Below are 22,411 nucleotides of genomic sequence, written 5' to 3' on the forward strand. Positions count from 1 at the left end.
GAAAAGTAAATGAGAAAAATTAGATTAGTTGAAGTCAGGTCAGAATTAGCTGCAGGAACACGCGGAGCAAGCATGGGGGTCGATGCGATGAAGATCGCGAGCATTAAGAAGCAGTCGAACTTTTTCATGCGTTTTGAACCAGTCAATGTTCAAGATGAGAATAACCTGTTGTTCGCAGGGGAGCCACAGTTCAAACATGCGAAGTATGGAGAGGGGGTCTACACCATGGTCAGTCGTGTGTGTGATACCATTGCTTCTTTGCGAAAAGAGCAACTTTTCCCAATCGTTTTGGCGGGTGATCATTCCACCGCTGCCGGTACGATCTGTGGAATCAAACAAGCGCATCCTGACAAACGACTAGGTGTGATCTGGATCGATGCACATGGCGATCTGCATTCGCCGTATACCTCACCTTCAGGGAACATGCACGGAATGCCACTGGCCATGGTGACGGCTACGGATAATGAAACACAAGAGGTGAATGACGTAGAGGAAGAAACGGAAGCACTTTGGGAACGAATCAAACGGATCGGAGGGAATGGACCGAAGATCAATTTGGGGGACATCGTTTTCATTGGTGTAAGAGATACGGAAGCACCGGAAGACTATTTGATTGAAACGCACGGTATCAAGAACTTCAAAACGGAAGAGGTGAACCAAAAGGGTGTTTCTCAAGTGGCTCAAGAAGCCTTGAACATGCTGAAGGATTGTGACCAGGTGTATATTTCATTTGATGTTGACAGTTTAGACACCTCTGTTTCGACAGGTACGGGTACTCCGGTACCTAACGGCTTATCGATGCAGCAGGCCATGGACCTCAACATCGAATTGATCAAAGACAAGCGCGTTTGCTGCTGGGAGATCGTCGAGGTGAATCCAACCCTAGACACAGAAAACAGAATGGCCGATGTGGCCTTTGAAATTTTAGAGAATACAACAGAATCGCTAATCGCGAATTTCTAATATGGAATCAAGAATCAAAGAAGGAGTTGTTTCGGCCTTAGTAGCTCTTTATCAGCACGAGGTGAGCGTTGACGACATCCAACTACAACCCACACGGAAGGAATTTGAAGGGACCTATACCTTTGTCGTATTTCCATATGCAAGGGTGTCAAAAAAGAATCCTGAGGCTACCGCCAGCGATATTGGCAACTACCTAGTAGAGCATACAGATGAAGTAAGTGGGTTCAATGTGGTCAAAGGGTTTTTGAATTTGGTTTTGGCTGAAGGCTCACAGGTCAGTCAATTTGCTTCTTTCTTCAATCCATCGGATGTGACTGAATCAAGTCTTTTTGATCTACCCAAAACAGGTAAAACGGTAGTGGTTGAGTATTCCTCACCCAATACCAATAAGCCGTTGCATTTGGGACATTTGCGGAATAACTTCTTAGGCAACTCCGTGTCAAGAATTATGGAGGCTGCTGGTAATGAGGTGCATAAAGTCCAGATCATTAACGATCGCGGCATCCACATCTGTAAGTCCATGTTGGCTTGGCAGAAGTTTGGGAAAGGCGAGACGCCGGAAACTGCCGGAGTCAAAGGAGATCATTTGGTAGGAAAATACTACGTCGCGTTTGATAAAGCCTACAAAGCAGAGATCAAAGAATTGATGGGCAAGGGGCTCAGCCAAGAGCAAGCGGAAAAAGAAGCGCCCATTCTGAAAGAGGCGCAAGAGATGCTCATGAAATGGGAGGCCAAGGACCCTGAGGTCTATGCACTTTGGGAGAAAATGAATGCTTGGGTCTATGATGGCTTCAATGCAACCTATGAGCGCCTGGGTGTCGATTTTGATCGCTTGTATTACGAAAGTGATACCTATTTGATCGGTCGAGATCGCGTACTCGAAGGACTCCAAAAAGGTGTGTTCTTCAAAAAAGATGACGGATCCATTTGGGTTGATTTGACCGATGAAGGCTTGGATGAAAAACTCTTATTAAGAAAAGACGGTACTTCGGTTTATATGACTCAGGATATTGGAACTGCGCTTATGCGGTTTGACGATTATCCTAACTTGAGCCAACTTATTTATACCGTAGGAAATGAGCAGGAATATCATTTCAAGGTCCTCTTTCTGATCCTGAAAAAACTGGGCTATTCATGGGCTGAGGCGTGTTACCATTTGTCGTATGGCATGGTTGATTTGCCTTCAGGCAAGATGAAATCAAGAGAAGGTACTGTGGTTGACGCAGATGATCTGATCCAACAAATGGCCGATACTGCGGAAGCACGGACAAAGGAATTAGGTAAGATCGATGGGTTTACCCAGGAGCAGGCGGCAGAACTATATGATATGTTAGCCCTTGGCGCAGTCAAATACTTTTTGCTGAAAGTTGATCCAAGAAAAAGGATGTTGTTCAACCCGGAGGAGTCGATCGAATTTCAAGGGAACACAGGGCCCTTTGTTCAATACACTCATGCGCGAATCAGTGCCATTCTAAGGAAGGCAGCACAATTGGGTATTGACCTAAGTCAGCTCGATCTGGCCAATTTCACAGGAGCGCAGCAGGTAGAGAAGGACCTTATCCACCTGATATCGCTTTACCCCGAACGAGTGGTTCAAGCAGCCGAGCAGTATGCCCCTTCCGTTATTGCCCAATACGCGTACGACATGGCCAAGGCGTACAACCGTTTTTACACAGAACTGTCTATTTTCAATGAAGGGGACGATGTCACGCAACAGTTTAGGGTGGCACTTTCTGCCTTAAGTGCAGAAACTATCAAGAAATGTTTGGGGTTATTGGGCATAGATGCACCAAATAGAATGTGATGATGCTAATCAATGTATTTATAAGCTTAAGTTTACTCTTCTCGGATATGACATTTCATGATTTTAAAATGAACGGAATTGATGGTACAGCCATTGATCTTTCGCAATTCAAAGGAAAGCACGTCTTAGTGGTTAATGTGGCATCGAGATGTGGCTATACGCCGCAGTACGAAGACCTTCAGAACTTGCATGAGCAATATGGCGATAAGCTCGTGGTTTTGGGATTTCCAGCGAATGATTTTGGTGGTCAAGAGCCTGGTACCAACCTTGCCATCGCTGAATTCTGTGAAGCCAATTACGGGGTCAGCTTTCAGATGTTTGAAAAGATCGCCGTCAAAGGAACACAGCGGCACGCCTTGTATCAATGGCTTGAAGAAGAGTCTGGAGAAGCTCCAACTTGGAATTTCTGTAAGTATTTGATTTCTCCAGAAGGTAAGGTACTTGGTTTCTTCCCTTCTGCTGTTAATCCGCTCGATGAGCAGATCATCGGTAAACTATAGGCCTTGAAAGTCTGGATCAGCGCATTTCGTCTTCGTACACTTCCACTTGCCTTAGCTTCTATTGGGATGGGAGCTTTTCTGGCGGCTGCTGATGGGGTCTTTTGTTGGAATGTGTTCCTCTTGTGTGCGCTCACCACCATTTTACTTCAGATTTTATCGAACCTTGCCAATGATTATGGCGATGCGATCCATGGGGCAGACAGTCAGGATCGTGAAGGGCCTAAGCGAGCGGTCCAATCTGGGCAGATCTCGCCACAGGCCATGCGATTAGCGTTGGTGATTTTTTCGATCTTGGCCTTTGGATCAGGATTACTCTTGCTTTGGGTGGCTCTTGATGATTTTGGTAAAGTCTTCTGGATTTTTCTTGGCTTAGGCTTAGCCGCCATTGCCGCGGCGATCACCTACACAGCGGGGTGGAGGCCTTATGGTTATGCGGGTCTGGGCGACTTGAGTGTATTGATCTTTTTTGGTTGGCTGGCGGTTTTAGGTTCATACTATTTATTCGCACAAACATTTTCTTGGTTATTGGTCCTGCCGGCAACCAGTATCGGCTTGCTTTCTGTCGGAGTACTGAACGTAAACAATATCCGAGATATTGCCTCTGATCAACTTGCCGGTAAATTCTCCGTACCCGTACGCATCGGTCGTCCACGAGCGGTTATTTATCACTATATTCTGTTGACGTCAGCGGTCTTATCCAGCCTTATCTACGTGCTAGCAACGTATACCTCACCCATTCAGTTGCTGTTCTTACTCGTTTTGCCTCTGCTGATCAGGAATGCCTTGGCAGTACAAAAAAAGATTGTTTCAGCGCAGTTAGACCCTTATTTGAAGCAACTGGCACTTTCCTCCTTACTCTTTGTTTTGCTCTTCGGCCTTGGGCAACTTATTTCTGTTTAAATTGTTCTACATCTTTGGGAATTATTGATGAGCTTCATATTTTTAAATTACATCAATACCGCTATGAAAGGTCGAAAAACTAACCAGGTAGACGTACAATGCCAGTTTTGTCAGGCAAGAGGGAATTCACATTTTGATTCTCTTCCTGAGGAAGAGTTACTGGTACTCAATGAGCACAAAAGCTGTGTGACGTATAAAAAAGGGCAAACTCTTTTTTATGAGGAGACACGTCCGATGGGAGTTTTTTGCATCAATCATGGGAAAGTGAAGGTGTATAAAATGGGTTCTAACGGTAAAGAGCAAATATTGTACATTGCCCAAGCGGGAGACTTTCTTGGCTACCGTGCCCTCTTGAGTGAGGAATTTTATTCGGCATCAGCAACAGTGCTTGAACCGGCGGCTGTTTGTTTTATTCCTAAAAGTGATTTCTTGACCATTCTTCAGCGTAATCCATTTTTCTTTCAGAAGCTGATGAAAGCGGTCTGCCACGATCTGGGTGTTATGGAAGATAAGTTGGCTCAGCTGGCCCAAAAATCTGTACGAGAACGATTGGCGGGAACCATTCTGATGTTAAAAGAGACTTATGGCATGGAAGGCGGCGAAAGTGGCCCGATTGATATTGCCCTTTCCCGCGAAGACCTCGCAAATATTGTAGGAACTGCTACAGAGACGGTGATCAGGCTTCTTTCAGAGTTTAAATCGGATGGCATGATCGCCCTTGAGGGCAAACGAATACGAGTGGTGGACCAGAACCGCCTGGTGCATGAAGCCGACTTCTACGGCTAAAGCATGATTTATATCATATAATTCTCTGACTGCCATCACGCCAAAGCTCTTGGGCTTGAAGCTAACTTTGGTTCATAAGTTGGCAATACCTTGAAACATAAGATCCTAATAGCAGTAGATAAACGAACCTCCACGGAGTTATTACTCTCAAAGGTTGAGTCTTTGCTGAATACAACTCACATGAAGTATGTGTCAGCTTTTAAACTAGATTCCGTCCTATCCTCTAAAGCAGTCACTGCAGGCAAGAAGAGAAGGGCCAAGCAAAACGATCTATTGGAAAAGATCGAATTCGAAATGAATTTTCAAAAGGAGGCTACCTCAAGGTGGATGAACTTTGAAGCCATGAAAGAGTTCGATGATGTGGATCAACTGGTAAGCTATTCCACGGTTTGCGACTTATTGCTTATCGAAAGTCTTCATGCCTTTGAACAATACGATCGAAATGAAATGCAGGAGTTGATCGATCGAGTACATTGTCCCGTGGCCATTCTCCCTGAAAATGTCGATCACGACAGCATCATCATTGTGAATGACAGTTCGTTGGACATCGTTCAATTGACCAAATCCTTTCTCAATCTGTTTAAACCAGAACTGAGAAAACTTCCGGTTTCCGTATTCGTCGATACCCCCGAAAATGATGCACACATCAATAGAGAACGGGCCTTTATCGATTACCTCAAACTCTATTTCAAGAATATGGGCACGCAGTTGATGGACTGCGATGCAGCATCTTGCATTGAAGACTACCTGAACAAAGAACACTTAAAGCCCATCATCCTCATGAATTCCAAAAGTATGAGGAGCTTCAGTAAACGTAAATTTTTTAACTCCGGACCTATTGAAAATCTCATAGCTTTTGTAATTAAGAGTGAAGAAAAGTGAGTGAAACGGGAGTAGTGCAAAAGTTAAGTTGTTACCATTGTGGTGAACTCTGCCAAGAGGAACATATTCTTTTTGAGGAAAAGGACTTTTGCTGTCATGGCTGTCAAACGGTCTATCAGATCTTGAATGAAAATGATCTCTGTGAATACTATGACCTCGAAAGCGCACCAGGATTAAACCAAGCCAAAAGAGCACAGGGACTTTTTGATTATTTAGCTGCTGAAGAAGTCAAAAGGCAAGTCTTGGACTTTGCCAGTGATTCACAGGAACGAGTTACCTTTTTTATTCCAAACATTCATTGCAGTAGCTGTATCTGGCTTTTAGAGCACCTGGAAAGGCTACAAGAGGGTGTCTTGAAATCGGAAGTGAATTTCAATAAAAGACAGACATCCATTGTTTATGATCCGGCGATGGTGTCCCTGCAACAGGTAGCAGAATTACTAGACCGCATTGGCTATCCACCCCTCAACAACCTCGAGAAAGATGAGTCTGAAAACGAAAAGAGTTACGATAAAAAGCTCCTGGTCAAGTTAGGCGTGGCGGGTTTCTGTTTTGGTAATGTCATGTTGCTTGCCTTCCCTGAATACCTTGGCTTTGAAACGGTGGAGCCTGAATACCAACGGTTGTTTAGATGGGTCAGTGCCGTGATGGCATTGCCGGTGCTCTTTTTTTCGGCTAGTGACTATTTCACTTCTGCCTTCAAAAGTCTCCGACAACGTTACATCAATATCGATGTCCCCATTGCCCTTGGAGTGATCACACTGGCCATTAGAAGTTATTATGAAGTGCTTACCCAGTCGGGTTCAGGTTATTTTGATTCGTTAGTCAGTTTGATCTTTTTCTTGCTCATTGGCAAGTGGTTTCAAAACTTGACCTATCGGAACTTGTCCTTCGAACGGGATTATAAATCTTATTTCCCTTTGGCTGTTCAGCGCATCAAAGGCGGTCAACAGAAGGCTGTTTTGGTAAAAGATATCCAAAAAAATGATCAGCTATTGATCCGCAACAATGAAGTGATTCCGGCCGATTCGATCCTCATTGACGACCATGTGACCATTGATTACAGTTTCGTTTCAGGAGAAGCGGAACCGCTACAAAAGAAAAAAGGAGACCTGATTTATGCCGGAGGACGATTGGTGGGCAAACAAGCCCATTTTATCGTACAAAAGGATGTTTCTCAGAGCTATTTGACCGGCTTATGGAATCAATACGACGAAAGTAAAAAGACCGGTAGAACACTGATCGATCAAGTGAGTCAGTACTTTACGCTCGTGATCATTGTAGTTGCTAGTGCTGCCGCTGTCTTCTGGCAGTTCAACGACCCTTCGAAAACATGGTTGGTTTTTACTGCTGTATTGATCGTGGCATGTCCTTGTGCCTTGGCCTTGGCGACACCTTTTACTATGGGTTCTGTACTTCGTGTATTCGCACGCAATAAGTTCTACCTCAAAAGTGCAGAAGTGATCGAACGGCTGCAGCGGGTCAACACGATTGTGTTTGACAAAACAGGTACTTTGACTGAGAGCAAAGAGCATGCTGTTGTGTTTTCGGGTGATGAACTCACTAGGAATGAGCAAGCGATCTTAGCCTTAGCCATGGCAAGTAGTACGCATCCCTTAAGCCGCGCAATACTTGGAACCTTAGGGAAGGTGGATGCCTCGGATTACCAATTGGAGTCCTTTGAAGAGATTCCGGGCAGGGGCATAGTAGCCTGTGTCAACGGTTTGGAGGTGAAGATCGGAAGTCAGAAGCTTGGTCAGAATGATAGCTCAAATCCCAAACAGACGACCGTTCATGTTTGGTTTGGAGACCAGCTTCGTGGGTATTTTTCACTTAGCAATGAATACCGAAAAGGTGTGAGATCATTGATCGACAGCCTAAGCTCAAGGTTTGACCTGAAACTGTTATCCGGCGATAATGACAGTGAAATGCAGCGATTAAAAGAGTTTTTCCCGAAAGAAAGCGAAATGCATTTCGAGCAAAAACCACACGATAAATTGGACTTTATTAAATCGGTTCAAGCCAAGGGGCAACGAGTCATGATGATCGGTGACGGGCTGAACGATGCCGGTGCACTGAAGCAAAGTGAAGTAGGGTTGGCCATTGCAGAAGATGTGTCAAATTTCTCACCGGCAAGCGATGGTATTTTAGATGCAAAAGAACTGACAAAGCTCAATCGTTTTTACGATTTGGCACATGCTGCAAAAGGAGTGGTCGTCTGGAGCTTTGTTATTTCCTTTATTTATAACATTGGTGGCTTAAGCTTTGCAGTAGCCGGTTTATTAACCCCACTGGTTGCCGCCATACTCATGCCCTTGAGTAGCATAACCGTAGTGCTTTTTACCACTGTTGCGATACAGTTTTTCGCTAAAAAAATGAACTTGTAGCATGTCTGTAATCGTAGTCCTCATCATCACAAGTATCGTAGTTGCTGCCATTTTCTTAGGCGCATTCTTCTGGGCTGTTCGCTCCGGTCAGTATGATGATACTTATTCGCCATCCGTTCGCATGTTGTTCGATGAAAAGAAGAAAAAGAAGCATGAAAAAAATCGATCAGCTGATCAAGAAATACGATAGACCCGTTCCGCGATACACCAGCTATCCTTCCGTACCCGATTGGAATTTGAATTCCTTTTCATCAAGCGCATGGAAGGAGTCGCTCAGCATGGCTTATGAAACCCATGGCGACGAAGGCATCAGTTTATACATTCACTTGCCTTATTGTGAAAGCTTGTGTACCTATTGCGGCTGCAATACACGAATTACTGTCAATCATGAAGTGGAGTTACCTTATGTGCAAGCCGTGATCAAAGAGTTCCAATTGATCAAGAACATCCTCGGAACTCGGCCTAAATTGAACGAGATCCACCTCGGAGGCGGCACGCCAACTTTTTTCTCGCCTAGTCATCTACGTTTGCTGATTGAAGGGATCGTAAAAGAAGTGGAAACAGCAGATAATGCCGTCCTTAGCTTTGAAGGACATCCCAATAATACGACTAAAGCGCACTTGCAAACTCTTTATGCCTTAGGGTTCAGGAGGGTCAGTTTTGGAATTCAGGATTCTGATCCAAAAGTACAAAAGGCCATCAATCGGATGCAACCTGATGAGGCCGTCACGCGCGTCACAAAGTGGGCGAGAGAGATCGGTTATACTTCTGTGAATTTTGATCTCATTTATGGTTTGCCATTTCAAACCCAAGAGAGTATTGGCAAAACCATGCAACTCGTTAAAGTGCTTCGTCCTGATCGCATTGCGTTTTATTCCTACGCTCATGTACCCTGGAAAAGGCCCGGTCAACGGGCATACAATGACTCAGATTTGCCAAGTCCTGAAGAAAAGCACCAATTGAATCAATTTGGGCAGGCTCTCTTGAGTGAGATGAATTATGTGGGGATTGGTATGGATCACTTTGCTTTGGCCGATGAGGAGCTTTGCCTTGCGATGCGAGAAAAGACCTTGATTCGGAATTTTATGGGCTATACCACAAATCCAGGTCAACTGCTGATCGGTTTAGGAGTATCGGCGATTTCCGACATTAGCTTAGCCTATGCGCAAAATCCTAAAACCGTTGAGCAGTATTTGGCCCTAATTGCCGAGGAAAAGTTGCCTCAAGTAAAAGGTCATATGATGACGCCGAAGGAGATCAAGACAAAAGCACAAATTTTAGAAGTGGCATGTCAACAGCAGGTATCGGATCAACTTTATCAACAATTAGCGTCCGCTCAGAAAAGTCAAATCGATGAGTTTGTTTCGGATGGCCTCCTTGAACAGATCTCGGGGGGATATGAGGTGAGCGGTTTGGGTAGGCAATTCTTAAGAAATATCTGTTCAATTTTTGATTCGCACCATGCGAAAAATCGAGCAAAGTTTACCTTTAGCAGGTCGGTTTGAGTCTATCAAAATACGCTGTTTTACCCCTCTAGGAGTGATTCAGAAGTCCTGGGTACTCCCTGCCACTAAAAACATGATATAAATCAGTTTTTATTCTAATGTCCATCAGTTCGCCCACCGCCTGCTAAATATACCTTGGCATCAAATATTGCGAAACTTTAGGTAAATGGAATTAGAACAGTTTAAGTACGATAATAAAATCGTCAAGTACTTTTCAATCGCTACAGTAGTTTTCGGCGTCGTGGGGATGCTCGTGGGCCTTTTGATAGCGACACAGTTATTTCTCCCACAGTTGAACTTAGGCATACCCTACACCTCCTTCGGTAGGTTAAGACCATTGCACACCAATGCAGTGATCTTTGCATTTGTAGGTAACGCCATGTTTGCTGGAGTGTATTATTCAATGCAGCGCTTGCTAAAAGCCCGCATGTTCAGTGATCTACTCAGCTGGATTCACTTTTGGGGTTGGCAGTTGATCATTGTGGCCGCGGCCATCACCTTACCGCTCGGATTAACTACCTCCAAGGAATATGCGGAGCTGGAATGGCCGATAGATATCGCCATTACCCTCATTTGGGTGGTGTTTGGTATCAACATGATCGGAACCATTCTGAAGAGGCGAGAAAGACACATGTATGTGGCCATTTGGTTCTACATTGCCACCTTCGTAACCGTAGCAGTATTGCACGTGGTGAATTCGTTCGAAATGCCCGTCACACTATTCAAGAGTTACTCTTGGTATGCTGGAGTGCAGGATGCCTTAGTCCAATGGTGGTATGGTCATAATGCTGTGGCCTTCTTCTTGACGACACCATTCCTTGGGCTGATGTATTACTATTTACCAAAGGCGGCCAATCGACCTGTTTATTCCTATAAACTGTCCATTATCCACTTTTGGTCATTGATCTTTATTTACATCTGGGCAGGACCTCACCATTTACTTTATACGTCATTACCAGATTGGGCCCAATCGCTCGGAACGGTATTCTCTATCATGTTGATCGCTCCTTCCTGGGGAGGGATGTTGAATGGTCTCTTGACACTAAGGGGTGCCTGGGACAGGGTTCGTGAAGACCCAGTCTTGAAATTCATGGTGGTTGCCGTCACTGCTTATGGTATGTCGACACTCGAAGGACCTTTATTGTCTATCAAAGGGGTGAATGCCATTGCGCACTTTACGGATTGGATCATTGCCCACGTACACATTGGCGGATTAGGCTGGAACGGCTTCTTGATCTTCGGGATGCTCTACTGGTTGGTACCTAAAATGTGGGGAACCAAGCTATGGTCAACCAAGGCAGCAAACGTTCATTTCTGGATCGGAACATTGGGTATCATTGTGTATGCCTTACCGATGTATACTGCCGGTGTAGTACAAAGCTTAATGTGGAAGAACTTCAATGGAGAAGGTTTCTTAGAGTATCCTAACTTTCTTGAGACAGTTACGCAGATCATTCCTATGTACATGATGAGAGCCATTGGCGGTTTGTTATACTTTGCCGGAGTGATCATGATGGCTGTGAACTTAGTGAAAACTGCCGCCCAAGGTAAGTTCATTCCTGAAGAAGCAGCGGAAGCACCTGCTTTAGAGAAAAAGAAAATTGTTGGAGGCCACTGGCATAGTACAATTGAAAGAAAGCCAGTATTCTTTACCGTGATCACATTGGTCGCCATTCTAATTGGTGGTGTGGTAGAGATGGTGCCTACCTTCTTGATCAAATCGAACGTACCCAGCATTGCCAGCGTAAAACCGTATACGCCATTAGAGCTGCATGGTAGAGATATTTACATCAGAGAAGGGTGTAATAACTGTCATTCGCAAATGGTTAGGCCTTTCCGCTCGGAGACCGAACGATACAAAGGGGAATATTCAAAAGCTGGTGAATTCGTTTATGATCACCCATTCTTGTGGGGATCAAAAAGAACAGGTCCAGATTTGCACCGCGTCGGTGGAGCTTATAACGATACCTGGCACCTGAACCACATGTATGATCCAACATCGACATCGCCGGGTTCAATCATGCCACCATACCCTTGGCTCTATTCAGATCAAATTGATCCGGGTTTGACGGCTGGGAAGATCAATGCGCTGCGTAAGATCGGTGTGCCGTATGAAGAAGGCTACGAAGAAACCGCGAATCAAGACCTGCAAAAACAAGCAGCGAGTATCTTGAGCGGCTTGGCAAATGATCCTTCGGGGTCTCTTGAAACCATCGAGTCCTATTCAGGAGTAGAGGTGGGTGAAACATCAGAGATCGTCGCCTTGATCGCATACCTACAGCGATTAGGAACAGATATTAAAGCAGAAGCAACAGCATCAAAATAAAGCACCATGTTCAAGTATTATTTTGAAAGAGTACATAATGTGGAGATCTGGCCGATCATCTCCCTACTCATCTTCTTCGTGTTTTTTGTGGGCTTACTGATCTACGTTTGGAAGATCAACAAGGCACATGTAGCACATATGGAGGTGATGCCCCTGGCAGAAGATCAGCCTGAAAATGAAACACTAGACCAAAATTTTTTGAAATGAATTTTTTACGTCAACATACCAAAAGAAAGTCAGGATTGGCGGTAGCGCTCCTGCTTACTCCTTTTGCCTCGACTTTTGCACAAACCAATGGTAGCATTAGTCAAGAAACGGTTCTTTACATCACATTTGGTCTCGTACTAGCGGTGGCATTGCTTGTGTTGCTGGTTGCCATTTATGTGCTGCAGTTGCTCAAAACCTTTGTTAATCAAGGAATGACCGAAGAGCAAAAGGCAGCGGCAGAAGCACAACCAAGTTATTTTGCTCGGCTCTGGCAACAATGGAACGACTTAAAGCCATTGGAAGAAGAGGAGGAGATTCTGCTTGATCACAATTATGATGGGATCAAGGAGCTGGATAACCACCTACCTCCTTGGTGGAAAGGTCTTTTTTATGTGACCATAGGCTATGCAGTGGTTTACTTGTTGATCTTTCACGTATTCAGTGCCGCACCACTTCAAGAGGAAAAATATGAGATGGAGATGGCGGCAGCGGCAGCCTTTAAAGCTGCTCAGGAAAAAGACCTCGTGGTCGATTTCGATGAGAATACAGTGACTGCCACAACAGATGCTGTTGAGCTAGCTGACGGTAAGCAGTTCTTTGAGTTGCAATGTGCAGTGTGTCACAAAGCCGATGGCGGTGGTTTAGCCGGGCCAAATTTGACGGATAAATACTGGAAACATGGCGGCTCCATGAGTGATGTGTACAAGGTCATTAAGAATGGTGTTCAAGGTACAGCCATGATCTCATGGGAAAGCCAATTGAACCCAGTTAGAATGCGCAACGTGGCTTCTTATGTAATGACATTACAAGGAACTAATCCTCCAGGTGCATTACCTCCGGATGGGGAGTTATACGAGCCAGTAGCTGACGATGTGTCGAACGATTAATAGCAACTAACTCATGGATCAGGAGAAGATCAAAGATTTATACAATTACGATGAAGAGTACCGCGATTCAATCGCTACGGTTGACGCATCAGGTAAGCGAATCTGGGTCTTTCCTAAAAAGCCAAAAGGAAGTTATCATAACAAGAGGGTGGTCGTTTCGATCATCCTCTTGTCTATTCTATTCGCAGGTCCTTTCATTACCATTGGCGGCGAGCCGTTTCTCTTGCTCAATATCTTTGAACGAAAGTTCTCGATTCTAGGAACGGTCTTTTGGCCACAAGATTTCTTTATTTTGGCCTTATTGGCCATCACATTCTTTGTGTTTATCATTCTTTTTACCGTTGTATTTGGTCGCGTGTGGTGCGGTTGGGCATGTCCTCAGACCTTATTCATGGAAATGGTATTTCGAAAAATTGAGTATTGGATCGACGGTGACGCCGGTCAGCAACGTAAACTGAAAAAAATGCCATGGAATGGTGAGAAGATCAGAAAGCGCCTATTCAAGCACAGCCTATTTCTGCTAATTGCCATTTTGATCGGACACACCGTCATGGCCTATTTGATCGGGATTGGCCAAGTAAAAGAAATTGTCAGTCAACCACCAACTGAACACCTTGCCGGATTTATTGGTCTCGTGGCGTTTAGCGGAATATTTTATGGCGTTTTCGCTTACCTAAGGGAGCAAGCCTGTGTGGCGATCTGTCCTTATGGCCGTTTGCAAGGGGTGTTGTTGGTGAAAGACTCTATTGCGGTCATGTACGATTGGATAAGAGGTGAACCCAGAGGCCGCATCAAAAAGAATGAGGAACGAAGTGACAAGGGCGATTGCATAGATTGTAAGCTTTGTGTACACGTTTGTCCTACCGGAATTGACATAAGAAATGGGACACAACTTGAATGTGTAAATTGTACCGCATGCATTGATGCTTGTGATGATGTGATGACCAAAGTGGGGAAACCAACAGGTTTGATCCGTCCTACCTCATACAATGCAATAGCAGAAGGCAAGAATAAGATATTTACCCCTAGGGTTGCCGGATATAGCGGTGTGCTGGTGGTCTTGATCACTTTATTGACCGTGTTCATTTCCGGTAGATCTGAAGTGGAGGCTACCGTATTACGGGTGCCGGGAATGATGTTTCAAAAATTGGAAGATGGTCAGATTCAAAACATTTACAACATCCAATTTTTGAACAAAACGGCTGATGACATGGAGTTTCAGGTACGGGTCAAAGGTATTCCGGAAGCGACCATACAAAAAGCCGGTGATGATAGTGTGTTACTGCCGGCGAAATCTAAAGTAGACGGTGTTTACATCATTAAGATTCCGGAATCTGTATTAGCGGGTAGAAGTACCGCAATCCGATTAGAAATGGTTTCAGGTGATGTAGTCATCGATGAAATGAAAACAAACTTCTTAGGACCAACAAAAAAATAATCATGAACTGGGGAAAAGGAATCATCTTATCTTTTGTGCTTTTTATCGTTGTGCTTTTTACCATGGTATACATTAGCGTGACCACCGAATTCAGTTTGGTCGCTGAGAATTACTACGAGCAAGAGATCAATTATGAAGATCAATTGAATAGCATCAGAAATTACAATGCGTTAACGCAGCAACCGGAGTTCCAATTTGATCGGTCTAAAGGTGAGATCAGCTTGACCTTTGATCCTTCATTGGCAGAAGCCATCAAAGAGGGTAAAGTGGTCTTTTTTAGGGCGAGTAACGCACGGTATGATCAGGAAGTACCGTTAACCTTAGATGATCAGCACCGGTTCAAGGTATCTTCTTCCAGCTTGCTCAAGGGTGCGTGGACCATCAAACTCTCTTGGATGGATGACAGCCTCTCTTACTACAAGGAAATTAAATTCGTGATCTGATGCTATTGCTAGGTACAGCAATAGTTTTTGGCCTCCTGGGCAGCTTGCATTGCTTGGGGATGTGTGCTCCATTGATATGGGCAGTCCCTCAGCAAGAAAAGGCGAAGTCGCTGTGGTGGCGCAACAGAATACTTTACAACACAGGGAGAGGCTTAACATATGCTCTTTTAGGAGCATTATTTGGTTTGTTAGGCGAGTCTCTCTCGTTAGCAGGATGGCAACAAAAGATCAGTATTGGAACGGGCATCTTGATCCTTCTTTTTTTATTAAGTGCTAAAGGTGTTGTGCCTAACCAGTTTCAATTCAAGCCTCTTAAGCGATTGCTATCGATCGTTCGAAAGAAAATTGGTTCAATGCTGCAGCGAGGTGGTGCATCGGCGCAATTCAAATTGGGGTTGTTCAATGGCTTGTTACCCTGTGGATTAGTCTATATGGCGCTTTTGGCCTCCATATCCATGGGAAGCATATTGGGCGGTGCACTGTATATGTTTGTCTTCGGTTTGGGAACTTTCCCAATGATGCTCGGAGCGGCTTATTTTGGTCATGCCATGAAAGGGCTTAAACCAAACTTCTTTTCTCGGCTGGTGCCTGCATTTGTAGCAGTAATTGCTATTTTATTAATAATCAGAGGATTAGGATTAGGTGTTCCTTTCTTGAGCCCTGCATCTGTTGGAGAGGTTGAAATGACCTTATGCATCGCCCCATAATGTCATTCGTTTATATACGTTTAATCACTATATTACCCTTAGAAAGCAACTAAACGTATAGAGCAAAAACTACTGCATATGAAAACCATTTTGGTTCCTACCGATTTTTCCGAACAAGCCGGTTACGCGCTCGACTTAGCTGTACAAATAGGGAAGCAATCTAAAGCAAAGATCCTATTGCTCAATGTCATTGAGGGCATGCGTAATTTTTCGTTCAATACGATGGGGGAGGCAGAATCTTCAGCAGGTGAAGAGGCCTTTTTTATCAAGAAATTGATCGAACAAACAAGAGAACGTCTCTACGATGTGAAGGAATCGATGCTCAAGGAAGGACTTGAGATTGAATCCATCGTAGAAATGGGCAACCCCTATCAGAGTATCGGCTCCGTAGTGTCAGAGCACAACGCCGACCTAATCGTGATGGGGACTAAAGGAACCAGCGGTCTTGAGGAGTTATTGATTGGTTCCAATACAGAAAGAGTAGTACGCTTTGCAGAGTGCCCTGTGGTGACGATCAAAGAGAAGGTTGATCTTGCTAAGATCAATAAGATCGTGTTTGCCACTGACCTTTCTGATGAACAAACGGAGGTGATTGCGGCCATCAAGAAAATGCAGCAACAACTCGGAGCTGAATTGCATTTATTGAAAGTCAATACGCCAAATAATTTCCATACTCAACGGCAATCCGCAGAGGAATTCAAAAGTTTTATTGACCGCCATGATATCAAAGATGGTCATAGTCATGTCTATAACGAAGCAACTGAGGAAGATGGAATACTCTATTTCGCTGAAGATCTCGGAGCTTGTATGATCGCGATCAGCACACATGGACGAACGGGTATAATGCACCTCCTGAGTGGAAGTTTAGCAGAAGACCTTGTCAATCATGCGAAGAACCCTGTATGGACAATGTCCATGAAGAAATAAAAACCAGCATCTTAAGACTAAGCCGCCTTTAAAAAGGGCGGCTTCTTTTTTAGCTTTACACTATGGCGAAAAAGAATAAAAGAGATAAAGGCAGAATGGGGGTCGTTTATTCCACATCGGATGATTTCGATTATGCCTATGATAATGAAGAGGTTGAGGAAACCCTTCCGCCCAATGAGCAGCATTTGAAAGTAATGTTGGACAAGAAAAGCAGAGGAGGAAAACAGGTGACCTTAATTGAAGGATTTGTTGGGCTAGATGAGGACCTAAAAGCATTGGGAAAACTATTGAAATCAAAGTGTGGCGTAGGAGGAAGTGCCAAAGATGGTGAGATCTTGATACAAGGGGACTTTCGGCAGAAGGTCATGGAATTGCTGCAAAAGGAGGGATACCATTGTAAAAAGGTGGGCGGTTGAACTTGCGGTTGTTCATAGGGTGTATGCTGGCTCTCTCCGCTTGGTCTTGTTCAAGCGAACCAGGGTATGAAGAAGGGTTTGTTCAAAGTCAAACAGATAGTATCTATTATAAAACGGTTGGCAAAGGAGCTCCCTTGCTCATCATTCATGGAGGTCCTGTTTTAGATCATCAGTATTTATGGGATCATTTTTTGCCATTGGCGGACAGCCATCAATTGATCTTTTATGATCAGCGTGCATGTGGACGTTCTCAACTCGCCATTCCATCGAGTAGAATGACCTTTGCCGCCATGATCGCAGACATTGAGGCCATTAGGATTCATCTCGGCTTCGAAAAGATTGCAGTTCTGGGTCATTCTTGGGGTGGGCTTATTGCCATGAAATATGTGATACAGCATCAAGACAGGATCAACAAATTAATTCTCTCCAACAGCATGGCGCCATCCATGGCTTGGTGGAACGAGGAGAATCGAGCCCTTGCTGCTCGTTACTCGGCCACAGACAGAGAACAAATGGACAAGTTGTCAAGTTCTGGCTTGATGCGTTCAAAAAACGCCACCCCCTATATCGAACAAATGATGATGCTCTCTTATAAACCTCAGTTTTACGATCAGGAAAAAAGCGATGGATTGAGCTTACACTTACCGAACGATTATTATGAAAGAAGTGCTGTGTTTATGCAATTGGCTGGTGAAATGAATGATTACGATCTTATCAATGACTTAGCCACTGTTTCAACACCCACCTTGCTAATTTCTGGAGAATCAGAGCCGGCAAAAGACCTCTACCTCCGTGAATTCGCTCAATCTTTTCAAGCTGCTCAGATACAAATTATTGAACAAGCGGGACACTTCCCATTCATTGAGCAAGCCAAATCCTATTTTGAAGTAATTGAAGAATTCTTAAACTGAGAAGCTCGATTTTTTCAAGCTTTTCATGTCTTAATCTAGTGGTTCTTTACAGTTCCCAGCCAAATCCTAAGTTCCAGACATAATCCGTATTGTTTCCAGCCACAGCCTGATTGTCGTAGTTTAAGGTTAACCCGGTTTTGATGTAAAAGTCATAAGGGAGGTCGTACTTGATATCAAACGTAAGGTCTGTTCTAAAACGTTGTTCACCGGTAAGGGCATCTTCCTCGGTAAGACTTGGGTAAGCGAAGACTGAACCTAAGAATGAGAGATCGCCTGTATCAAATAAATTCCACTGTGTTCCTAAAAACAGTTCAGTACTGGCGTTGTCATCAGTAACTCCATCACTAAAGCGTTCATTCAATGGCTGCACACCAACGATTATTCCCCAAGTGGCTTTATTGTTTTCGACAATACTACGACCTGCTCCAATTTTAGCAGAGTAGCGCAAGTCAATGGCCTGTTCTGTGTTTGAAAACCAGTTCATGTTGGCATAGAGATACCACTTTCTTTTCGGGAAGAATTGAAAAGTTGCGCCATAGTCCCTTCGTTGAATATCATCTGATCCATCTTGTGAGGAGTTCAGAGCATCATATTTTCCTGACAAAGTCCAACGATCGGCACGATAGCCTACGTTACTTCTAGCATTGAACTGGCGCAAGTTGTTCGCTCTGGTAAAATTAATTCCAAAATCTACGCTGGCACTCAATCGACTCCAAAAGGCATTGTCCAGTGCCTGCATAAAGACGATTTCATCTTTGCTCGTAACTCTGTCTCCTGTTTCATCCGTTTTGATGATGATCGTACCTGCTTCTGTTGTTCTTAGTGTTCCCGTTACTCGGACATTACCGGACAACCCGATCAAGAACCTCGAGGTGGTCTGAATTTCCTTGATCTCTAACCATTCTACTTCAAAGTCATTTTCAGAATAGGAGGTTTCAAACTTCAATACTCCTTTAGAAAGACTTTTTACTTCACCATAGAGGTAAGAGTCGTCAGGGAGTAGCAATGTGTCTTGCGAAAAAACTAATGTTGATGTTCCAAAGAGTAAGAACATGATGACCAAACGATTTAGCATGCGCTTCATAATTTAAATTAACACCACAAAAGTATAGATTAATTTGTATTTCGCTGTGCCATCAGAATCGCTTGGCAATGCCTAAGGCTAGGTTAAAGGCATTGTAGGCTTCGAAGCGGAAATCAACGCTGAATGTTCCCACAACTTCAAAATTATTGGGTAATTCAACATAAGGTTCGATCCCTATCCTTATTAAGTTGAAATCTTCTTCGGGTGCAAACTCCCTACCAATGCCAATGGAAGCGGCTAAGAAATCGGTGAGTTCATGCGATACGGTCAGCGCAGAGGAGAAGGGTCTGGATCGACTGACCGTAATGTCCACATCATTTTCTTTGATCTCCACTTCAAATTCTTCCACAATAATATCCGTATGAAGGCCAATCTTCCATTTTTCATTGATTAACCGATCATAGTTCAAACCCCAAGCTGGCAATACCAGTGTTTTTCTGTTCCCATTTTGAACGCCTTGACCGATGTGTGCATGACCGATGCTCATGGTCAGGACACTCTTTTTACTGCTTTCGGTATCTTCTTGAGCAAGTAGTGGAGCGCTAAAGAAGCAGATAGCGGATATAAAAAAGGGAAAGATTTTCATTTGTCTGAAGTCGTCTGTTAGCATGTTTTCGAAACTAAAGTAATCAATACGTTGGCAACAGTGCGTGGTGCTGACACTTTTTTGCGGGAATAGTTGTTAGACTTATACATGCTCAAGCCCACCCAACAGCGAATCATCAAACAATTAATCAAGAAGATCTTAGCTGTTCATCATGTGCTGATCAACCGTGAAAAATGGATCAACGCCCAATTGGCTCATTTGCATCCGAATTATCGCTACAGCGCTAAAAATTTATTGAGGTATCTCCTCCTGAGAGACGTTGATCTTCGGGATATTCAAGCTCAACTCACCAACTTAGGCTTGAGTTCATTGAGTCATGCTGAACGCCAAGTATTAGCCAATGTGGAGAACATCTTGTATTTACTCCATGCGCAGCTTGGTGAACCTTTCAAAGGGAAATATCCTTTTGGCACCCATCCGGTCAATTACGCACAGAGTGCCAAAAAGCTTCAGGAAAACTCCAAGCGCTTATTTGGTCAACAGCTGAATAGAACATGCCTTATGGTGACATTACCCACAGAAGCTATCGATCCAAGCTATGTAAAGATGTTACTACAAAACGGCATGCAAGTGTCAAGAGTCAATTGCTCACACGACGATGCTGAGGTTTGGTTAAAGCTCGTGCAGAATGTCCGCAGAGTGAGTAAGGAAATGGCTAAGTCCTGTTCAGTATAAATTGATCTTTCTGGTCCTAAGATTCGAACAGACCAGTGGTATCCTGCAGATCCGACAAAACCAAAGGAGAAATTCCTTTTGGTTCATGAGGGCGATCGATTTTTGATGGCGGACGAGGCAATTGTAACAAAGCCTTCCAGCTTGGCCAAGCTGACCTGCAGTTTGCCTGAAATTATCGAGGATGTACAAGTGGGTCATCATATTTGGTTTGATGACGGAAAAGTGGGTGGTGTTATCGAGGAAAAGCTTGACAAGGCGATCAAGATCCTGGTTACCCAAGCGGCACCTGAAGGGGTCAAGATCAAAAAAGAGAAAGGGATCAATTTACCTGATACACGGTTGAGCCTACCGGCTTTAACGGATGAAGACCTGACCAATTTGGATTTCGTTTGCCAACATGCCGACATTGTAGGCTATTCATTCGTTCGCACACCGAGCGATGTGGCGCACCTGCAGAAGGAATTGATCCAAAGGGGAAGGGAAGAAATTGGAGTGGTCTTAAAAATTGAGAATAGGGAGGCATTTACCAACCTGCCTTCCTTGATCTTGCAAGGAATGGAAAGTCCGAATATCGGCATTATGACGGCGATGGGCGACTTGGCTGTAGAATTGGGGCCAGAGCGGTTATCTGAAGTACAAGAACAGATCATGTGGATTTGTGAGGCAGCGATGATTCCTTGCATTTGGGCAACACAAGTGCTGGAAGGTTTAGCAAAGAAAGGCATTGCAAGCCGGGCGGAGATCACTGATGCGGCAATGTCTGTTAGAGCTGAATGTGTCATGTTGAATAAAGGGCCTTACATCGGCAAAGCGATGCAGACACTCAACGACATCCTATTCAGGATGGAGCAGCATCAATACAAAAAACAGGCAACCTTAGGCAAGTTAAAAGTGGCCGAGGAATTTTGGTCCAAGCAACATGTTCAAAATAATTGAGTCAACTGACGTCTACCGTCAAGGCGTCTTCTCAGTCAGTTGCTGAGCTTCTTCTTCCCCTTCTACCCAGTTGTTTAAAAGTTGATACCCGAGGGATAAGATGATCGCCCCTACAAAAAGTCCAATAAATCCTGACGTGAAGAATCCACCAATGGACCCTAGAAAGATGACAAGCATAGGGACAGGAGCACCTTTTCCGAGCATGATAGGTTTCAGTATATTATCACTGAGCCCAACAACGATGAAGTAGAAAGCCCATACAAATGGCCCAAATCCCGTGCTTTGAGAGAACAAATAAATGACTGCTGGAATGAATACCAAGGTTGGCGGCAATTGCATAATGGCTAACATCAATACCAACAAGGTCCACAAACCAGCATAAGGAACACCCGCCAATAGAAAACCCAAACCGGCTAAAAAGGCTTGGATAAAAGCAACACCAATAATGCCTTTGGCTACATTTCGTATGGTACGATTGCTGAGTTCAGTAATATCCGCTCCTTTATCTCCTGCAATTTTTCTAAAAAACTTGTTTGAAAAAGAGTTTCCCGCTTCAGCATAATTCAAAAGAACACCTGCAATGATGATGGAAAAGACAAACTGCAGGATACCCTTTCCTGTGCCGAAAACGATGCTCAAGATGCCCTTGCCTAGTTTAGTCACTTGATCTTGATACGTGAGCAATGCATCATCTAAATTATTGGCAAAAAGGGTCCAAACTTCAAAGGTCTTATCTCCGATCAAGGGCCAATCCCGAACATTTTCTGATGGCGGTGGAAAATTGAATTCTCCTTGTTCCAGCGCCGAACCAATCTGTTTTGCACCAGAAATTAAAGAATCAAAGAAGAGATGGCTTGGGGCTAAGATGAGGAGGAGCATGAGCACGGTAAGAATAACTGAGCTGAGTTTGGTGCGACCTCCAAGACGAGCAGAGAGTTGGTTAAATACTGGGTAAAGAATTATGGAGATCAAAATCCCCCAAAGCACCGGGGCAACAAAAGGAACTAAAATCATGATACACCAGGCAACCAAAAGGGCGAGCAGCCCGATTCTTACCAGGACGTCTATCGTTTTTTTGGTTAAATCGAAAGAACTGGAACTCATAACACCTGATTTACTG

At 44.1% G+C, this 22,411-nt stretch carries 23 protein-coding genes; 20 read left to right on the forward strand and 3 right to left on the reverse strand.

The window, feature by feature from the left end; all coding sequences use genetic code 11:
• Nucleotides 1-9: 9 nt before the first annotated feature.
• From rocF to AC2D6U_RS01750, 18 genes are all read left to right on the forward strand, one after another.
• The gene (gene rocF, locus AC2D6U_RS01665) at nt 10-963 is read left to right on the forward strand and encodes an arginase (RefSeq protein ID WP_484719198.1); all 954 of its coding nucleotides are present in this window, start codon (nt 10-12) and stop codon (nt 961-963) included.
• Nucleotide 964: 1 nt separating this feature from the next.
• A complete protein-coding gene (argS, locus tag AC2D6U_RS01670; protein WP_484719199.1) occupies nt 965-2,767 on the forward strand; it encodes an arginine--tRNA ligase in 1,803 nt (600 codons plus the stop codon).
• Nucleotides 2,768-2,814: 47 nt separating this feature from the next.
• Nucleotides 2,815-3,267, forward strand: coding sequence for a glutathione peroxidase (locus AC2D6U_RS01675; protein ID WP_484719200.1), 453 nt, complete (start codon nt 2,815-2,817; stop codon nt 3,265-3,267).
• A gap of 3 nt (nt 3,268-3,270) precedes the next feature.
• A complete protein-coding gene (locus AC2D6U_RS01680; RefSeq protein WP_484719201.1) occupies nt 3,271-4,167 on the forward strand; it encodes a 1,4-dihydroxy-2-naphthoate polyprenyltransferase in 897 nt (298 codons plus the stop codon).
• 27 nt (nt 4,168-4,194) lie between these two features.
• The gene (locus AC2D6U_RS01685; protein ID WP_484719202.1) at nt 4,195-4,953 is read left to right on the forward strand and encodes a Crp/Fnr family transcriptional regulator; all 759 of its coding nucleotides are present in this window, start codon (nt 4,195-4,197) and stop codon (nt 4,951-4,953) included.
• Nucleotides 4,954-5,115: 162 nt separating this feature from the next.
• Entirely contained in the window at nt 5,116-5,835 is a 720-nt protein-coding gene (locus tag AC2D6U_RS01690) for a hypothetical protein (RefSeq protein WP_484719203.1), read from the forward strand.
• Nucleotides 5,832-8,222: a heavy metal translocating P-type ATPase gene (locus AC2D6U_RS01695; RefSeq protein ID WP_484719204.1), complete on the forward strand. Its 2,391-nt coding sequence runs from the start codon at nt 5,832-5,834 to the stop codon at nt 8,220-8,222. The genes AC2D6U_RS01690 and AC2D6U_RS01695 overlap by 4 nt, the downstream gene beginning before the upstream one ends.
• 1 nt (nt 8,223) lies before the next feature.
• Entirely contained in the window at nt 8,224-8,412 is a 189-nt protein-coding gene (ccoS, locus tag AC2D6U_RS01700; RefSeq protein WP_484719205.1) for a cbb3-type cytochrome oxidase assembly protein CcoS, read from the forward strand.
• Nucleotides 8,375-9,727 carry an oxygen-independent coproporphyrinogen III oxidase gene (gene hemN / locus AC2D6U_RS01705; RefSeq protein ID WP_484719206.1) on the forward strand — a complete coding sequence of 451 codons (1,353 nt, stop codon included), beginning with the start codon at nt 8,375-8,377 and terminating at the stop codon, nt 9,725-9,727. The genes ccoS and hemN overlap by 38 nt, the downstream gene beginning before the upstream one ends.
• Before the next feature lie 166 nt (nt 9,728-9,893).
• The gene (gene ccoN / locus AC2D6U_RS01710; RefSeq protein WP_484719207.1) at nt 9,894-12,053 is read left to right on the forward strand and encodes a cytochrome-c oxidase, cbb3-type subunit I; all 2,160 of its coding nucleotides are present in this window, start codon (nt 9,894-9,896) and stop codon (nt 12,051-12,053) included.
• Between the two features lie 6 nt (nt 12,054-12,059).
• Nucleotides 12,060-12,260 (forward strand): cytochrome C oxidase Cbb3, encoded by a 201-nt coding sequence (locus tag AC2D6U_RS01715; RefSeq protein ID WP_484719208.1) that lies wholly within the window; start codon nt 12,060-12,062, stop codon nt 12,258-12,260.
• Nucleotides 12,257-13,147 carry a cbb3-type cytochrome c oxidase N-terminal domain-containing protein gene (locus AC2D6U_RS01720; protein WP_484719209.1) on the forward strand — a complete coding sequence of 297 codons (891 nt, stop codon included), beginning with the start codon at nt 12,257-12,259 and terminating at the stop codon, nt 13,145-13,147. Before AC2D6U_RS01715 ends, AC2D6U_RS01720 begins: the two co-directional genes overlap by 4 nt.
• A 13-nt stretch (nt 13,148-13,160) precedes the next feature.
• On the forward strand, nt 13,161-14,585 hold the full coding sequence (gene ccoG, locus AC2D6U_RS01725) for a cytochrome c oxidase accessory protein CcoG (protein WP_484719210.1): 1,425 nt from the start codon (nt 13,161-13,163) through the stop codon (nt 14,583-14,585).
• Nucleotides 14,586-14,587: 2 nt separating this feature from the next.
• Entirely contained in the window at nt 14,588-15,028 is a 441-nt protein-coding gene (locus AC2D6U_RS01730; protein ID WP_484719211.1) for a FixH family protein, read from the forward strand.
• Nucleotides 15,028-15,735, forward strand: coding sequence for a sulfite exporter TauE/SafE family protein (locus AC2D6U_RS01735; RefSeq protein WP_484719212.1), 708 nt, complete (start codon nt 15,028-15,030; stop codon nt 15,733-15,735). The genes AC2D6U_RS01730 and AC2D6U_RS01735 overlap by 1 nt, the downstream gene beginning before the upstream one ends.
• 78 nt (nt 15,736-15,813) lie before the next feature.
• Nucleotides 15,814-16,662 (forward strand): universal stress protein, encoded by an 849-nt coding sequence (locus AC2D6U_RS01740; RefSeq protein ID WP_484719213.1) that lies wholly within the window; start codon nt 15,814-15,816, stop codon nt 16,660-16,662.
• Nucleotides 16,663-16,724: 62 nt separating this feature from the next.
• Entirely contained in the window at nt 16,725-17,078 is a 354-nt protein-coding gene (locus AC2D6U_RS01745) for a translation initiation factor (RefSeq protein ID WP_484719214.1), read from the forward strand.
• A gap of 23 nt (nt 17,079-17,101) precedes the next feature.
• Complete coding sequence (locus tag AC2D6U_RS01750) at nt 17,102-17,989, forward strand: alpha/beta fold hydrolase (RefSeq protein WP_484719215.1); 888 nt, start codon at nt 17,102-17,104, stop codon at nt 17,987-17,989.
• Between the two features lie 46 nt (nt 17,990-18,035).
• Here AC2D6U_RS01750 and AC2D6U_RS01755 read toward each other — a convergent pair whose 3' ends face one another.
• Nucleotides 18,036-19,073: a DUF481 domain-containing protein gene (locus AC2D6U_RS01755; RefSeq protein WP_484719216.1), complete on the reverse strand. Its 1,038-nt coding sequence runs from the start codon at nt 19,071-19,073 to the stop codon at nt 18,036-18,038.
• A gap of 52 nt (nt 19,074-19,125) precedes the next feature.
• A complete protein-coding gene (locus AC2D6U_RS01760) occupies nt 19,126-19,683 on the reverse strand; it encodes a hypothetical protein (RefSeq protein WP_484719217.1) in 558 nt (185 codons plus the stop codon).
• A gap of 84 nt (nt 19,684-19,767) precedes the next feature.
• Between AC2D6U_RS01760 and AC2D6U_RS01765 the strand changes: the two genes are divergently transcribed.
• Together AC2D6U_RS01765 and AC2D6U_RS01770 are read left to right on the forward strand one after the other, a co-directional pair.
• Nucleotides 19,768-20,355 carry a hypothetical protein gene (locus AC2D6U_RS01765; RefSeq protein WP_484719218.1) on the forward strand — a complete coding sequence of 196 codons (588 nt, stop codon included), beginning with the start codon at nt 19,768-19,770 and terminating at the stop codon, nt 20,353-20,355.
• Nucleotides 20,356-21,291: a pyruvate kinase gene (locus AC2D6U_RS01770; protein WP_484720574.1), complete on the forward strand. Its 936-nt coding sequence runs from the start codon at nt 20,356-20,358 to the stop codon at nt 21,289-21,291.
• Between the two features lie 18 nt (nt 21,292-21,309).
• Here AC2D6U_RS01770 and AC2D6U_RS01775 read toward each other — a convergent pair whose 3' ends face one another.
• A complete protein-coding gene (locus tag AC2D6U_RS01775; protein ID WP_484719219.1) occupies nt 21,310-22,395 on the reverse strand; it encodes an AI-2E family transporter in 1,086 nt (361 codons plus the stop codon).
• Nucleotides 22,396-22,411: the final 16 nt, after the last annotated feature.

The organism is Roseivirga sp. YIW32 (assembly GCF_057219245.1).